Source organism: Microbacterium sp. NPDC096154 (genome assembly GCF_040302945.1).
Taxonomy (GTDB): domain Bacteria; phylum Actinomycetota; class Actinomycetes; order Actinomycetales; family Microbacteriaceae; genus Microbacterium.
The window spans coordinates 128,655-144,304 of sequence record NZ_JBEOSM010000004.1 but is presented as its reverse complement, the minus strand read 5'-3'; the positions used below and the strand labels follow the sequence as shown (position 1 = coordinate 144,304).

General features: G+C 68.5%; 14 protein-coding genes. 11 read left to right on the top strand and 3 right to left on the bottom strand.

The annotated features are described in order from the left end of the window. The gene (locus ABTW64_RS07250; RefSeq protein WP_350620788.1) at positions 1–1,083 is read left to right on the top strand and encodes a CaiB/BaiF CoA transferase family protein; all 1,083 of its coding nucleotides are present in this window, start codon (positions 1–3) and stop codon (positions 1,081–1,083) included. Positions 1,084–1,116: 33 nt separating this feature from the next. Here ABTW64_RS07250 and ABTW64_RS07245 read toward each other — a convergent pair whose 3' ends face one another. Together ABTW64_RS07245 and ABTW64_RS07240 are read right to left on the bottom strand one after the other, a co-directional pair. After that, the gene (locus ABTW64_RS07245) at positions 1,117–2,298 is read right to left on the bottom strand and encodes an MFS transporter (RefSeq protein ID WP_350620786.1); all 1,182 of its coding nucleotides are present in this window, start codon (positions 2,296–2,298) and stop codon (positions 1,117–1,119) included. Positions 2,299–2,309: 11 nt separating this feature from the next. Beyond that, complete coding sequence (locus ABTW64_RS07240; protein ID WP_350620784.1) at positions 2,310–3,698, bottom strand: MmgE/PrpD family protein; 1,389 nt, start codon at positions 3,696–3,698, stop codon at positions 2,310–2,312. Between the two features lie 257 nt (positions 3,699–3,955). On the opposite strand from ABTW64_RS07240, the gene ABTW64_RS07235 reads away from it, so the two are divergent. The 6 genes from ABTW64_RS07235 (at position 3,956) to ABTW64_RS07210 (ending at position 10,648) form a co-directional block, all read left to right on the top strand. Then, a complete protein-coding gene (locus ABTW64_RS07235; protein WP_350620782.1) occupies positions 3,956–4,492 on the top strand; it encodes a TRAP transporter small permease in 537 nt (178 codons plus the stop codon). Continuing rightward, positions 4,489–5,970: a TRAP transporter large permease gene (locus ABTW64_RS07230; protein WP_350620780.1), complete on the top strand. Its 1,482-nt coding sequence runs from the start codon at positions 4,489–4,491 to the stop codon at positions 5,968–5,970. Before ABTW64_RS07235 ends, ABTW64_RS07230 begins: the two co-directional genes overlap by 4 nt. 67 nt (positions 5,971–6,037) lie before the next feature. Beyond that, positions 6,038–7,315, top strand: coding sequence for a type 2 periplasmic-binding domain-containing protein (locus ABTW64_RS07225; RefSeq protein ID WP_350620778.1), 1,278 nt, complete (start codon positions 6,038–6,040; stop codon positions 7,313–7,315). A gap of 11 nt (positions 7,316–7,326) precedes the next feature. Continuing rightward, positions 7,327–8,103, top strand: coding sequence for an electron transfer flavoprotein subunit beta/FixA family protein (locus ABTW64_RS07220; RefSeq protein ID WP_350620776.1), 777 nt, complete (start codon positions 7,327–7,329; stop codon positions 8,101–8,103). A gap of 11 nt (positions 8,104–8,114) precedes the next feature. Further along, positions 8,115–9,083: an electron transfer flavoprotein subunit alpha/FixB family protein gene (locus tag ABTW64_RS07215; RefSeq protein ID WP_350620774.1), complete on the top strand. Its 969-nt coding sequence runs from the start codon at positions 8,115–8,117 to the stop codon at positions 9,081–9,083. 2 nt (positions 9,084–9,085) lie between these two features. After that, positions 9,086–10,648, top strand: a complete 1,563-nt coding sequence (locus tag ABTW64_RS07210; RefSeq protein ID WP_350620772.1) for a cytochrome b/b6 domain-containing protein — start codon at positions 9,086–9,088, stop codon at positions 10,646–10,648. Positions 10,649–10,681: 33 nt separating this feature from the next. Here ABTW64_RS07210 and ABTW64_RS07205 read toward each other — a convergent pair whose 3' ends face one another. After that, positions 10,682–11,452: an IclR family transcriptional regulator gene (locus tag ABTW64_RS07205; protein WP_350620770.1), complete on the bottom strand. Its 771-nt coding sequence runs from the start codon at positions 11,450–11,452 to the stop codon at positions 10,682–10,684. Between the two features lie 169 nt (positions 11,453–11,621). Between ABTW64_RS07205 and ABTW64_RS07200 the strand changes: the two genes are divergently transcribed. Genes ABTW64_RS07200 through chcB1 form a run of 4 tightly spaced genes read left to right on the top strand, consistent with a single transcriptional unit; the run spans position 11,622 to position 15,641 of the window. Then, positions 11,622–13,235 carry an FAD-dependent oxidoreductase gene (locus ABTW64_RS07200; protein ID WP_350620768.1) on the top strand — a complete coding sequence of 538 codons (1,614 nt, stop codon included), beginning with the start codon at positions 11,622–11,624 and terminating at the stop codon, positions 13,233–13,235. Further along, complete coding sequence (locus ABTW64_RS07195) at positions 13,232–13,543, top strand: Dabb family protein (protein ID WP_350620766.1); 312 nt, start codon at positions 13,232–13,234, stop codon at positions 13,541–13,543. Before ABTW64_RS07200 ends, ABTW64_RS07195 begins: the two co-directional genes overlap by 4 nt. Positions 13,544–13,545: 2 nt before the next feature. Next, on the top strand, positions 13,546–14,895 hold the full coding sequence (locus tag ABTW64_RS07190) for an MFS transporter (RefSeq protein ID WP_350620764.1): 1,350 nt from the start codon (positions 13,546–13,548) through the stop codon (positions 14,893–14,895). After that, positions 14,892–15,641 carry a trans-4-hydroxycyclohexanecarboxylate dehydrogenase gene (gene chcB1, locus ABTW64_RS07185; RefSeq protein ID WP_350620762.1) on the top strand — a complete coding sequence of 250 codons (750 nt, stop codon included), beginning with the start codon at positions 14,892–14,894 and terminating at the stop codon, positions 15,639–15,641. Before ABTW64_RS07190 ends, chcB1 begins: the two co-directional genes overlap by 4 nt. Positions 15,642–15,650: the final 9 nt, after the last annotated feature.

Genomic DNA, 15,650 nt, shown 5'->3' with positions numbered 1-15,650 from the left:
ATGAGCACCGGACCGCTATCGGGTCTCCGTGTCGTCATCCTGCTGAGCCCGGGCCCGACCGCCCACGCCGGGCTGATGCTCTCCGATCTCGGCGCAGATGTCGTGCAGGTCGCGCGTCCGGGCTGGCTCGCCCAGCAGGTCGGCGGCCCTGACCACACACGCCGCGGACAGCGGATCGTCGAAGCCGACCTGAAAGACCCCGCACAGCATCGTCAGGTCTTCGACCTGGTGAGCCGGGCCGATGTGCTGGTCGAGGGATACCGGCCAGGCGTCGCTGAACGCCTCGGACTCGGTCCGGAGGACTTCTCCTCCGCGAATCCGGGCCTGGTCTACGGACGCATGACCGGCTGGGGGCAGAACGGCCCCCGCGCCCAGTCGGCCGGCCACGACATCAACTACCTTTCGCTCACCGGGCACCTGCACGCGATGTCTCGTCAGGGCGCGCGCCCTCAGCAGCCTCTGAACCTCGTCGGTGACTACGGGGGCGGATCGATGTTCCTGATCGTCGGTGTGCTGTCGGCCCTGCTCGAGCGCGTGCGTTCGGGTCGCGGCCAGGTGGTGGACGCCGCGATGGTCGACGGGGCCAGCATGCTCGGGCACTGGGTCTGGGCGATGCGGGCACGCGGGCGCTGGAGCGATGCTCCGGGCACGAACATGCTGGACGGCGGGCTGCCCGAGTACGACGTGTACGAGACGGCCGACGGCCGATACGTGGCCGTCGGCGCACTGGAGGCCCCGTTCTACGCGCAGCTGCTCCACGGTCTCGGCCTGAGCGAGAACGACCTCCCGCTGCAGACGGACGTGACAGGACGCGAGCGACGCCGCGCGTCGATCAGCGCCGCCTTCCGCACGCGCACGCGCGAGGAATGGGTCGAGACGTTCGCCGGCACCGACGCGTGCGTCACCCCGGTCCTCGGCTATGCGGAGGCTGCGGCCGACGAGCATGTCGTCGCTCGCGGCACTCTCATCGAGATCGACGGCGTCACGCAGCCGGCGCCCGCGCCGCGATTCTCACGAACCGCGGCCGGGCGGCCCCAGCCGCCGGCGACGAGGCTGGACACGATCGCGACGATCTGGGCCTGAAAGAGCTGCGGCCGAAGGCCCGGCGCACGCTGTTCAGCGCTCGCGGTTCCCGAGCAGCACGGCGGCTCCCGCGGCGGTCGCCAGCATCGCCATCGTCACCGATACCGCCGCGAACCCGACGCTGCCGAGGAGGGTTCCCCCGAGCACGAACGTGCCCAGCGCGGTGCCCGCCCACATCGCCGAGGTGTTCCACGACCCCGCCGATGCGCGCATGTGGGGATAGGCCGCCACGAGCATCCCCTGGCTGCCGCTGATGAACCCGGAGCCACCGAAGTTCGACACCAGGAAGCCGAGGATGCAGACCCACTCCTGGTCGCCCAGGGTCGCCGCCACCAACCCGCCCGTGAGGAGCAGGCCGTTGACGATGTTGACCCGCGCGGGGTTGCGGTCGCGCGCGCGGAAACTGTCGATCCAGAATCCGCTCACGAGCGCTCCGAGCAGCGACGACAGTCCGACGGCAGCGCCGAGCACGCCGATCTGCACCACGTCGAAGTCGAACCTCAGCGCGAACAGCGCTCCGGCGAACGCGTACGTCGCGTTCCTGGCTCCCTGGCCGAACAGATTGGAGACCACCAGGAAGGTGAACCGCCGCCGCCGCCACAGCTGCGCCGACGTGAGGAACGAACGCAGGAACGGCGAGTTCCGCTGCGGCACGCGCTCTTCCTCGCCGAGCCGCAGCAGGATGACCAGCGCCAGCCCGCCCAGCGACACGGCCAGGACGACGAACACCCACCGCCAGGACGCGAAGGCCGCCAGCAGAGAACCGAGCGGCACACCCACGATCTGCCCAGAGGCGAAGATCGCCGCCACCCGGGAGGTCGCCTTGCCCCGTTCGGAGGGAATCGCGGTCTCGGCAGCGTAGGCCCAGATCGTCGGCCCGATCATCGCGCCGCCGGCACCCGAGATCGCGCGTCCCGCGATGAGGACGGCGAACACCGGTGATGCGGCGCTGATCGCCCCGCCGACGACGAAGATCGCCGCCCCGGCGACCACCGCCGAGCGCCGCGTCATCCGGTCGCCGATCACGCCCATGATCGGCGAGACGCAGGCGTAGGTCACGGAGTACGCCGCGACGGTGAGCGCGGCGGTCGCGACGTCGACATCGAACGCGTCGGCGATCAGCGGGATCAGCGGCGTCAACAGGTAGAGCTCGGCGCCTATGACGAAGAAGAGCGAGCTGAGCAGTGCCTGTTTTCCCCAGGGTGTGCGTTCCACTGAGAGGTCCGTCACTCCACTGTCGTGCAGATGGACGGCAGGAGATCGGCGACCCATCGCGAGTCGGTCTGCTCCTCGATCCGCATGATGGTCGCGTGCAGCTGCTCGGCACGCTCGGCCCCCAGGCGAGGGGCGGCGAGGGCGTGGAACTTGCGCTGCACCGCTGCCGCATCCAATGGATTGCCCAGGGACCCCGCCGGCGCATCGCACTCCGCGGTGGCTCTCGTGCCGTCCGCCCACACGGCGGTGACGCGCGCCGAGTTGTACTTGAACCCGGCCTGCTCCACGCCGTCGGTCAGCTCCTGCACGCGGATCCGCGGCAGCAGCGCCTGCACGCCCGCGTCCGCGAAGCGGGACGTGAACTCCGTGCTGTGCTCGGGAGCGATGGGGTACACGCCCTGCGCGACGAGGGCCAGCATGTAGTTGAGGTGGAACCGCGCGTCGTTCTCGGAGCGCGGCGGGGCGTCCTTCGCCACCACGAGCCGTACGTACGCGGGCACCTCCACGATGATCTCGTTCGCCGAGGCGACGTCATGTCCCGCGACGACGAGCTCACGCACGGCATCGAGCGACGCGTGGATGTACCCGCAGCATGCGTGCAGCTTCCGTTGCATCTGGTCGGTCAGGCACCACCCGGTGCGTCCGAGCATGATCTCTGCGTCGTAATCGCTCGCGGCCGTCGAAAGCCATCCGATCGGGCTCTCGAGGATGCGGGGCGGCCCGGTGAGGCCGGCACGCGCCGCGGCCACCGCGCGGAGCCCCTTCTCGGCCGGCGCGGCCCCGAACTGTGTCGGCTTGAGGGTCCCGCCGTCACCGAAGATCACTTCCGCAGGCCCCCACCCGGCAGTGGCGATCGCGAGCGCGAGCGCCTCGCGACGTTGCTCCGCGGAGATGTCGGTCATGAGCGAAGCCGCGGCGGCTGCGCCCGCAGACGACAGGACCGTCGTCACCACCGCGCCGAAATTGTCGTACCCCTTCCAGAACATGGAGTGCGAGCGATACAGGCGTGCCGTCGTCTCGACACCGGCGACGACCGCACGCAGCAGGGTCTCTCCGTCGGCATCGGATGCCTGTGCAGCGACGAGCACCGTCGGCACGGTGCCGATGCTCGCATGCCCGCCGATCAGATCGTTGAGCTCGAAGATGTCGCCCTGATAGGCGAGCTGTCGGGCCACCCGGATCTGGGCGCCGAGGCCGCTCGCGCTCCACGTCTCGCTCTCGCCCCGCGCGAACGCCCGGGCCGCGGGATGCCCGGAGCCCGCGATGACGCACCCGATGGTGTCGAGCAGGCAGAGGCGGCCCTGTTCGCGAACCGCGCCGGGCAGGTCGCCTCTTGCGATCTCTCCCGCCTGATCGGCGACGGCATGGATCAGGGGCACCTGCGCTGCACGGGCGGTCATCGCGCTCTCCTTCGAGCCGGGGATGGGCGGACTTCCGTGAATCCACCTTTGGTCCTACCAAAAATGACATCGCTGAGGGGGCGCGTCAACAGGAATCTCACGAGCCGGACGCCCCTCTTGACACCCCAGAGTGCGAGGACCTAGCGTGGCGACCGGAATCCACCTTTGGTTGAGCCATTGGCCCGAAAGATCAGCCACAGCCACTCCGGACAACGATGTCTGCGCGACACCCGACGTCGCGCGAGGAATGAGTGCCCATGAAGACCACCCCTCTCACGCGAGGTCTCGACCGCGCATTCGCCTGGGTCGGCGGGATCGCGCTCGTCGCGCTCATGCTGCACACCGTCGCGAACGCGCTCTCGCGCTATCTCGGCGGGCGCCCCATCGAGTACTCCACCGAGATCATCGCGGGCTACTACCTGCCCACGCTGGTGCTCATGGGCATCCTGCTCGCCCACCTGCGCCGAGAGCACACGTCCGCAGACCTGCTGACGGCGAAGCTCACTCCCGCCGGCCAGAAGGCGCTCGCGATCGTCGCCGAGGTTCTCGTCAGCGTTCTCGCGATCGGCATCGCCGTCTTCTCCGCCCAGGAGGGGATGCACGCCATGTCGATCAATCAGGTCTACGGCGTCACGGACGTGCCGATCTGGCCCATCAAACTCCTCATCCCCCTGTCTTTCGCCCTCTACGCCGTGCTGGCCATCGCCACGCTGGTCGCGACCATCCGCCACGGCGTGCCCGTCCAGCCGCACGACGACGTCCAGCCGCATGAGGAAGAGGAGGTCGTCGCATGACCATCGCCGATGACGTCATCACCATCACCGCGAAGACCATCCCGCCGAAGCGCAGCCGCAAGGCGAGCACGATGACATGGGTGCTCGGTGCCCTCTCCGTCCTCGCCACGGCCATGATGTTCACAGGGCTGCTCACCCGTGAGGCGATCGCGGCCTGCGCGATCGTCCTGATGATCGCCCTGGTCATGCTCAACATCCCCGTCGCCGTGGCGCTCACGGTCCCGGGAGTGCTCGGACTCATCGCCATCCGCGGATGGACCGCCGGCTTCGCCGCCCTCGCCGACATCCCCTTCGAGTCGATGGCCTCGTGGTCGTTGAGCGTGCTTCCCATGTTCATCTTCATGGGCATGCTGCTCTGGCGCTCGGGTCTGACGACGAAGCTGTTCGACGCCGCCCACCAGTGGCTGCACTGGCTCCCCGGGGGGCTCGCCGCGTCGACCGTCGGCGCCGGCGCGGGTCTCGCGGCGATGAGCGGGTCGACGATCGGCACCACGCATGCGCTCGCCCGGGTCGCCGCTCCCGAGATGATCAGAGCGGGATATCCCAAGCACTTCGTGACCGGAAGCCTCGCACTGTCGGGACTTCCGGGTCAGCTCATCCCGCCGAGCATGACGCTGATCATCTATGCGGGCATCGCCGAGGTGGCAGTCGGACCCCAGCTCATCGCCGGCATCCTGCCGGGCGTGCTGATCGCCGTGATCTGCATCCTGCAGATCATCATCATGGGCGCCGTGTCGAAGAAGCTGCGGGCGGCGACGGCAGCCGTCGGGCAGTCGCCCACGTGGGGCTCCCGCTTCCGGAGCATCGGGCCCATCTGGCCGCTCCCCGTGCTGATCGTGATCGTCATCGGCGGCATGATGTCCGGCGCCATGACGGCCACGGAGGCCGGATCGGCGGGAGCCCTGGGCGCGCTCATCATCCTCGTCGTCGCGAAGCTGCGTGACGGCGCGATCGGCGCGATCGGGAAGGCTGTGGCGAGCACGCTCACCGCCACCGGCTCGATCTTCTTCCTTCTGATCGGCGCGCACTTCCTCACCCGCATGTTCCAGATGTCGGGGCTCGGAGCGATGCTCACCGAGTGGATCTCGGCGCTCGGCTTGAACGCGACGACGTTCCTGCTGCTGATGTTCGTCGTTTACATCCTGCTCGGCATGGTGATGGATCCGCTCGCGATGATGCTGCTGACGGTTCCGCTGCTGATCCCGACGCTCAACGCGCTCGAGATCCCGCTCATCTGGTTCGGCGTCTTCGCCGTGTTCCTGGGTGAGCTCGCGATCCTGACGCCCCCGGTCGGCATCCTGACCTACGTGCTGCAGGGCATCCTCAGCGACAAGGAGATCAGCCTCGGCACGAAGTTCTCCGTCGGGGACATCGTGAAATCGCTCGGCTGGTTCGCGCCGGCCATCGTGCTCTTCGTGCTGCTCCTGATCTTCTTCCCGCAGCTCGTCATGTTCCTTCCCAGCATCTCCGCCCAGTAGTCCGGGCGCACGCACCCACAGATCCGGCGCACGCACTGCGCCCTCACACCCGAAATGAGAGACCGTCATGTTCACACGTCCGACGCGACACCTCCCCCGCACGACCGCGCTCGCCGCGGCCGCGGCGACCATCACCCTCACGCTCGCGGGCTGCGTCGGTCAGCCTGCCGGCAGCGGCGGCGCGGGTAGCGCCGGCGAAGGCGTCCCTGTCGGCGCGACGAAGGAGGAGTACATCGCCGCCTTCGAGAACGTCGATCCGATTCACATCATGATCCCCGAAGCCGCGCAGGCCGGCTCGGTCGGCGCGAAGAAGACCGAGATGTATGCCGAGGCGCTCGAGGAGTGGTCCGGTGGGAAGATCACCACGGAGATCGGCTACAGCAACTCCTTCGCCGCAGCGCCCGAGGTGGAGGGTGCGCTCTCGGACGACCGGGTGCAGGTGGGAACGTTCTATCCGTCGATGAACCCCGCCGGGTTCCCGGTGCTCACCGACGTGATGAACGTCAGCAACCAGACCCATGTGTCCCCGGTCGTGGGACTCATGCAGGCGCTCGGCGCGATGAATGAGACGATCTGGTCGAGCGAGGAGATCCTCGGCGAGATCGATGAAGCGGGCATCGCGCCGCTGCTGCCCGGCATGTCGCAGTCCGTGACGCAGGGTTTCATGTGCACCGAGCCGCTCAACAGCGCGGACAACGCCGCCGGTCGCCTGGTGCGCGCCCCGAGCTCGCCGGTGAGCGGTCAGATCGAGGCGATCGGCGCCACTCCGGTCTCGATCACGACCGCGGAGATGTACGAGGGTCTGCAGCGCGGCACCGTCGAGTGCAACACCGCCTCGATCTATGGCAGCTACGTGCTGAACGCCGTGGACGTCGCTCCGCACTTCTCCACCAGCGAGAAGATCGCGACGATCGCAACGGTGGGGTCGCTCGGCTTCAGCAAGCTCACCTGGGATGAGCTGCCGCTCGTGGCGAAGCAGCTCCTATGGGATCGCAGCGACGCGTTCCTCGTCGGATACATCGAGGGGATGATCGAGTCCGACGTCGAGGGCATCGAAGCGATCAACGCCGCGGGCGGATCGATCACGGAATGGGACGACAGCATCGTGAGCGCACTCGAAGAGTCGCGCGACGAGGCGATCGCCGGCGTCGCCAACCCGGAGCTCGCCGAGCTCTACGGCGAGAACGCGGAGAAGTGGTACTCCATCGTGACGGATGAGCTGGGCTATGACGACGGGGGCTCGCTCGCGGAGCTCGCGGACTGGTACGACCCGGCCGAAGCCGACTACCAGCCGTTCGCCGACTATCTCCTCACCGACGTGCTCGCAGAGCACCGCCCGTCCTGACGGGGACACAGATGAAGATCGTCGTCCTCATGAAGGAAGTCCCCGACACCTATGGGGATCGCATGCTCGACCTGGAAACGGGCTTGGCCGATCGCGGTGCCGGTGACCGCGTTCTCGACGAGATCACCGAGCGGGCCCTCGAGGCGGCGCTCGCGTACGCGGATGCCGCGGGCGACGCCGAGGTGATCGTGATGTCGATGGGCCCCGAAGAGGCGTCGGCGGCGATCCGGAAGGGTCTCGCGATGGGAGCGGCGCGCGCGGTGCAGATCGTCGACGAGGATCTCGTCGGCGCCGACCTGACGCTCACGGCCGAGGTACTGGCCGCGGCGCTCACGCGCGAGGGATACGACCTGGTTCTCGCAGGAAACGTCTCGACCGACGGATCCGGCGGCATGCTGCCCGCCATGGTCGCCGAACTGCTCGGGGTGCCGCAGGTCACCGGCCTCAGCGACATCACGATCACGGCCGACAGCGTCTCCGGCACGCGTCGCTCCGACGCCGCGACGCTGCAGGTCACCGCACCGCTGCCGGCGGTCGCATCCGTCACCGAGGCTCTGCCCGATGCGCGCTTCCCCAACTTCAAGGGCATCATGGCGGCCAAGAAGAAGCCGTTCGACACCGTCTCGCTGGCCGACCTCGGCGTCATCGCCCTCAGCCCCGAGGCGCCCCGCGCGATCATGACGGCAGTGAGCGCGAAGCCGCCGCGCGCGGCCGGCGTGAAGGTCGTCGATGAGGGCGATGCTGCCCAGCAGCTCGCCGACTTCCTCGTGTCGAAGAAGCTGGTCTGAAGGGGTTCACGATGACTGTTCTCGCTGTTCTGGATGTCACCCCGGATGGTGCCCTGGCCTCGAGCGCGGCCGGCCTGCTCGGCGCCGCGTCCGAGATCGGAGCCCCCGTCGCGCTCGTCGTGACCGCTCCCGGCCAGGGAGACGCCGCCGCTGAGGCGGCTGCGGCCCTCGGCGCCACGAAGGTCCTCGTCGCGGAGACCGCCGCTCTCGCCACGCAGGTGACCGCGCCGGTTGTCGACGCGGTCACGGCAGCGGTTGCGCACACCGACCCCGAGGCGGTGCTGTTCTCGCACTCGATCGAGGGCAGGGACGCGGCCGGCCGCTACGCCGCACGCTCACGCTCGGCCCTCCTCGTCGACGCGGTTGGCGTCGCCAAGGACGACGAGGGCGTCATCGCCCATCACTCCGTGTTCGGCGGGGCCTTCACCTCGACGTCGGCCGCCACGTTCGGCAGACCGGTCATCACGGTGCGCGAGGGCGCGGTCGACACCCGCGCGGGTGCGAGCGATCCGGTCGTCGAGCCGCTGGTCGCCAGCCCGTCAGGCGCCGCCGCGGCGACGGTCACTGCGATCGAACCCGCAGTCGTCGAGACCTCGCGCCCCGAGCTCAAGGGGGCAGCCAGGGTGGTCGCGGGCGGCCGAGGTCTCGGGTCGCAGGAGCAGTTCGCGCTCGTCGAGCAGCTCGCCGACGCGCTGGGGGCCGCCGTCGGGGCCTCGCGCGCCGCGGTCGACGCCGGGTACGTGCCCTACGCGCACCAGGTCGGCCAGACGGGAGTCTCCGTGTCGCCGCAACTGTATGTGGCCCTGGGAATCTCGGGCGCGATCCAGCACCGTGCCGGCATGCAGACCGCGAAGACGATCGTCGCCATCAACAAGGATGCCGACGCCCCCATCTTCGACGTCGCCGATTTCGGCGTCGTGGGCGATCTGTTCACGGTGGTTCCCGCGTTGATCGACACTCTCAACCGACGAAAGGGCTGATCATGGCCACGACCGTGCGACGCGGCCTGCCGCGCGCGCGCGGCGGCGCGGCGTGGCCGCCCGCCGATTTCGCGCCCGAGGCACCGATCGCCTCACCCGAACTCGCGAACGTCGCGGAGGATGCGCCTCTCGCGGGCGCGCCGCCGGTGGCGCGCCCGCGAGAGGCGTCGACTCCGGTCGATGTGCCGGTCACGACCACGGCCGCACCGGCCGCCGTTCGTCGCGGCCTGCCCCGCGTCGCCGGAGGAGATCCCTGGCCTCCGATCAGTTCCGGCCTCGCCACGGCAGCTCCCGTCGATGCCGTACCCGTCCGTGTGGAGACACCCGTCACCGAGCCGGCGCCGGTCCTGCCCGGGACGCCGGGGGTGGCGCCGGTGCGGGTCGTCACCTCATCGACCAGCGCGCGTCGAGGGCTGCCGCGCACCGCGGGCGGAGAACCGTGGCCTCCGGCTGACTACGCACCCGTCCTGCTGGTCGCCGAGGCCGACCCTCGTGAGTCGACTCCGACGGCCGCGCCCGTCGGAGATCACCACTCCGTGCCCATGGACGCGGTCGCCCCAGGACCGGCGGCACCCGTGGTGCAGCCCCCGGTCAAGGCCCGTCCCGTCCTCAGCCCGGTGGCTCAGCGCACACTCGCGAACGCGGCGAAGACAGGGGAGGTCGAGCCGGTTCCCGCTCCGACGGTCGCGTGGCCCCGCGTCCTCCTGGGGCTGCTCGCCCTCCTGGCGCTCGGAGCCGTCGCGTTCACCCTGGTCTTCTTCGTGCGCTTTGCGCTCAGCACCGGGCCCGGCATGGACTTCCTCGCCCGCTACCCGGGCGAGTATCACCCGGCGGTCGAGGTCGCCGAGGGTTTCCCCGCCTGGGCGCGCTGGCAGCACTTCCTGAACTTCTTCTTCATGATCCTCATCATCCGCTCGGGCCTGCAGGTGCGTCACGAGAAGAAGCCGCCCGCCTACTGGGCGTCGAAGAACGGCAAGAAGATCTCGATCAGCCTGTGGTTGCACCAGAGCCTCGACATCCTCTGGCTCGTCAACGGCGTCGTCTTCATGGTGCTGATCTTCGCGACAGGCCACTGGGCGCGCATCGTTCCGACATCCTGGGAGGTCTTCCCCAACGCCCTCAGCGCGGGGCTGCAGTACCTCTCCATGGACTGGCCGACCGAGAACGGGTGGGTCAACTTCAATTCGCTGCAGCAGCTGGCGTACTTCGTCACGGTGTTCCTCGCGGCACCGCTCGCGGCGATCACGGGAGTGCGCATGTCGGGAATCTGGCCGAAGAACGCGACCGCGCTCAGCAAGGCGTATCCGCTGGAGGTGGCCCGCGCGCTCCACTTCCCTGTGATGCTGTACTTCGTGATCTTCGTGATCTTCCACGTCGCCCTCGTCTTCGCCACGGGTGCCCTGCGCAACCTGAACCACATGTACGCAGGCCAGGACGTCGTCAACTGGGCGGGGTTCGGCATCATGCTGCTGTCGGTCGGCGCGGTGGTCGCCGCGTGGATCGCGGCGCGACCGGTCGTGCTCGCGCCGATCGCGTCGCTGTTCGGCAAGGTCAGCGAACGGTAGGTCGCACGGCGGCGTGGCCGGGCGGAACGTGCTCTAGGTGCGCCCCGCCATCATCCCGGCCGCCATGGCCTGAGAGATCTTCGCCGCAGCGGACGTGAGGACGGTGATCGCCGCGTCGACGCTGCGATAACCGCGGGGGACGACGACGTTCAGCGCCGCGACGATCTCCTGTGCTGCTCCGAAGACGGGAACGGCGATGCCGTCCGAACCGTCGATGATCTGGCCGCGCGAGACGCACGCCCCTCGCTTGCGGATCTCCGCGAGCTCCGTGCGCAGGGCGACAGGACTCGTGAGGGTGTGCTCGGTGAACGCCGGGTGCTCCTGCGAGAGGAATGCCTCGCGCTGCTCCTGTTCGGCATAGGCCATGAGAACGAGCCCCGATGAACAGGCGTGCGTCGGCAGGCGGCCGGCGATCTGGGCGATGTTGCGTGCAGCGCGGGCCGAGCTGAGCCGCTCGACGTAGAGCACTTCGCCGTCGTTGATGATGGCGAGGTTCGTGTGCTGCTGGATGTGGCGCTGCACCTCGTTCATGTAGGGCAGGGCGACCTCTCGCAGGCGGCGGACGGAGAGGCTGCGGTAGCTGAGCTCCCAGATGCGCATGCCGACGCGCACCTTGCCGTCGGGCAGGCGGTCGACGACACCGTGCCCCGCGAGTTCTGCGATGAGTCGATAGGCGGTTGCCCGGGGCAGGTCGGCACGGCGCGCGATCGCAGAGATCGTCAGCTCGCTGTGCCGGGCATCGAATGCCTCGAGCACGCGCATCACGCGGTCGATCATCGACTCGCCGGATCCTGAGTTGGCCATGTCGCCGCTCCCTTCCCATCCCCATCGTGCTGCGTCCGATGAATGAGACGTGGAGATGTCCATTGAACGGGACGGAAAGTCAGGCGCGCAAGCCCCGATCCTAGGCTCGCCTCTCGTCGGTCATTGCAGGCCGCACCCGCTTCCAGACGATGACGTCGAAAGGTCCAACATGAAACTGGTGAACGGCGAACTCGCCCCGCGCTACGACGTTGTGGTGCTCGGATCGGGCGCGAGCGGCCTCGCTGCCGCGGCGGTCGCCGCACGCAAAGGCAAGAAGGTGCTCGTGCTCGAGAAGGCGTCGCTGCTCGGTGGCACATCGGCGGTGTCGGGAGGCATGATCTGGGTGCCCGCGACGACCCACGCGGCCGCCGCGGGCAACCCCGACACGCTCGACGAGGCGGCGACCTACGTGCGTGCGGTCGCTCGCGGACGCGGACGCGAGGAGCTGCTCGATGCCGCTGTGCACTATGGCCCCGAGACCCTGACGTTCCTGGAGGAGGAGTGCGGTATGCGCTTCATCTTCCTCGATGACTTCCCCGACTACCGACAGGATCTGCCGGGCGCTTCGGCGGGCGGTCGCACTCTCGAGCCGGAGCTGTTCGACGGCACCGTGCTGGGCGACCTCATCGACCATGTGCGCACCGACGGTCGCGCGCCGTTCACCATGCAGGAATACGAGCGCTGGGGAGCCTTCACGAAGTTCCCCTGGGACGAGCTCGCGGAGCGGCAGAAGAAGGGTCTCCTCGCGAAGGGCCGTGCCCTCGTCGCCGGACTGCTCGCGTCGTGCGTACGCGATGGCGTCGACGTCGCGATCGAGGCTCGCGCGCTGACTCTCCGCACGTCCGACAACGGCGTCGACGGTGTCATCCTCGAGGACGGCACCGCTGTGACGGCCGACAACGTGGTCGTCGCGACCGGTGGTTTCGAGTGGGACAAGAAGCTCGCGGATTCGATGGTGCAGTCGCGCATCTACACGCAGTGCTCGCCGCCCTCGAACACGGGCGACGGCCTGCGCATGGCCCAGCGCATCGGATCGATGACACGCGGCACCCGCGAGGCGTGGTGGGCGCCCATGTCGGTCATCCCGGGCGACCTGCGCGATGGCGAGCAGATCGGATCTCTGCTGCGTTTCGAGCGACAGGGACCGGGCTCACTCATGGTGAACCGCAACGGGGTGCGCTTCGCGAACGAATCGCAGAACTACAACGACCTGGCGCGCGCCCTGCACTCCTGGGACTCGCCGAACAACCGGACGCTGAACTCGCCTGTGCACGTCGTGTTCGACACGACCTACCTCAAGCAGTACGGCGTGTTCGCGCACCGCTATGGGCAGCCGACGCCTGAGTATCTCATCGAGGCCCCGACGCTCGCCGAGCTCGCTGCGAAGATCCACGTACCGGCCGAGGCCCTGGAGGCGACCGTCGCCCGCTTCAACGGCTTTGCCGAGCAGGGCGTCGACAGCGACTTCGGTCGTGGCGAGTCGGCGTACGACAAGTACTGGGGTGACCAGGACAACCCCTGGCCCAATCCCTCGCTCGCGCCGCTCACCGAGGGCCCGTTCTATGCCCTGCCGGTCGTCAACGGCGTATTCGGCACCAACGGCGGCATCGCCACGGACGGCGAGGGTCGAGTGCTCGACGTCGACGGCCAGGCGATCGCGGGACTCTACGCCGTCGGCAACGTGACCGAGAGCGCGTATGCCGCCGGATACCCGGGTGCGGGTGCGACGCTCGGTCCGATTCTCGTGTTCGGCTACCGCATCGGCCAGGCCATCGCCGCATGATCCGCCATGTCGTGATGTTCCGCTGGAAGGACGAGTTCAGCGCCGACCAGCGGAGCTCCTGGATCGACGCCGTGCGCGCCCTGCCGGCGTCGATTCCGCAGATCCGGAACATGACCGTGGGGTCCGACGTGGTCGGCTCCCCTCGATCCTGGGACGCCGCGATCGTCTGCGAGTTCGAGACTCTGGACGATCTCGCCGCCTACGCGGATCACCCGGACCATCTTCCCCTCATCGCGATCTCGGGGGCAGGGGCGGAGCAGATCTGCTCCGTCGACTTCGTCCTCGATCGACACCACCAGGAGATCTGACAATGACGTCAGCAGTGACACCTGCACAGACCCCGAAGAAGGCGGCGCTCGCCTCGTTCCTCGGCAGCACGCTCGAGTACTACGACTTCTTCATCTACGGCACGGCCGCAGCGCTGGTATTCCCGGCGCTGTTCTTCCCGACGAGCAATCCGACCATCGGCCTCGTCTCGTCGTTCGCCACCTTCGGCGTCGCCTACATCGCTCGACCGCTCGGTGGTCTCGTGATGGGGCATTTCGGCGATCGCATCGGCCGCAAGCGTGTGCTCATGCTGACGATCATGTTCATGGGCATCGCCTCGCTCGGCATCGGCCTGCTGCCCACCTATGACGCGATCGGCGTGTGGGCTCCGATCCTGCTCACGTTCGGTCGTCTGCTGCAGGGATTCTCGGCCGGGGCGGAGTCGGCGGGCGCGTCGACCCTCACCCTCGAGCACTCGCCGGTGGGAAAGAGAGGCTTCTTCACCTCCTTCGTCATGGGCGGCTACGCGATGGGCATGGTGCTCTCGACTCTCGTCTTCGTTCCCATCACCGCGTTGCCCGAAGAAGCGCTCTTCTCCTGGGGCTGGCGCATCCCCTTCCTGCTGTCGGTCTTCGTGCTGATCATCGCCTACTGGGTGCGCACGCATCTCGACGAGACGCCGGCCATCACCGAGGCTCAGAAGGTGGGCAAGACCCAGAAGGTGCCGCTGCGCGAGGTGCTGCGGTTCCAGTCCGTCGACGTCGTGCGCGTCCTCTTCCTCTCGACTTTCTCGGCGATGCAGACGCTGTTCACCGTGTTCGGACTCTCTTACGCGACCGAGCAGGCGGGCTTCGACCGCGGCGCGATCCTGGCGATCAACGCGACCGCCGTCGGCCTGTCGATGATCGCGATGCCGCTTGCGGCCAACTGGTCGGACCGAGTCGGGCGCAAGCCCGTGATGGGCATCGCCATCGGCGGCGGCATCGCGTCGCTGTTCCTGTACTTCCTCGCACTCACGACGGGGAACCTCTTCCTGGTGTTCGGCGCGAGCTTCCTCTTCATGACCGTCTTCTACTCCGGGTACAACGGCCTGTGGCCCGCATTCTTCGCCGAGCATTTCGCAACGCCCATCCGCTACTCGGGCATGGCGCTCGGAAACCAGCTCGGTCTGATCGTCGCGGGATTCGCGCCGACCATCGGCGGCCTCCTCATGGGAGAAGGCACGTGGGGCTGGATCCCCGTCGCCTTGTTCGGACTCGGCACGGCGGTGCTCGCGTTCATCACGCTCCTCACCTCGCGTGAGACGGCGTTCACGCCGATCGCCGAGCTCGGCGAGCCGTATCTCCGGGCCGAGCTCCGCTCCGCTGCGTCCGAGAAGGTGACGCTCCCGTGACAGGCCGCGTCGCCGGGAAGACGGTGCTCATCTCCGGCGGCGGTCGCGGAATGGGCGCTGCCCACGCGCGCCGCCTGGTCTCTGAAGGGGCTCGCGTCGTGATCGGCGACGTGCTCGTCGATGAAGCGGAGGCGCTCGTCGCCGAACTCGGACCGGACGTGGCGATGGCTGTCCGGCTCGATGTCACCGACTATGAGAACTGGCGGCGCGTGGTGGACGAGGCGACAGCGCGATTCGGTCATCCGGACGTGCTCGTCAACAACGCCGGGATCTTCACCCGCGGCGACGCGGAGATCGCCGACATCGAGGAATGGCGTCGCACGATCGATATCGATCTGACGGGCGTGTTCCTCGGCACGAAGGCCGTGATCACGGGGATGAAGCGGAAGGGCGCGGGGTCGATCATCAACATCTCGTCGATCGCGGGCCTCGTCGGCTTCAAGAACCGCGCGGCCTATGCCGCGGCGAAATGGGGCGTCGTTGGGCTGACGAAGACGAGCGCACTCGACTTCGGGGAATTCGGCATACGGGTCAACGCGGTGCATCCCGGCAGCGTCCGCACGCCGCTCACCGCGGGCCTGGAGCGCGGATTCGGCCAGATTCCCCTGGGGCGCGACGCCGCGGCCGACGAGGTTTCGCAGCTGATCCTCTTCCTCGCGAGCGACGAGTCGTCGTTCTGCACGGGAGGATCCTTCGCCGTCGACGGTGGGGAGACGGCGGGCAACAACCTGCGCGCTGACGCGTAGCCGCCCTCG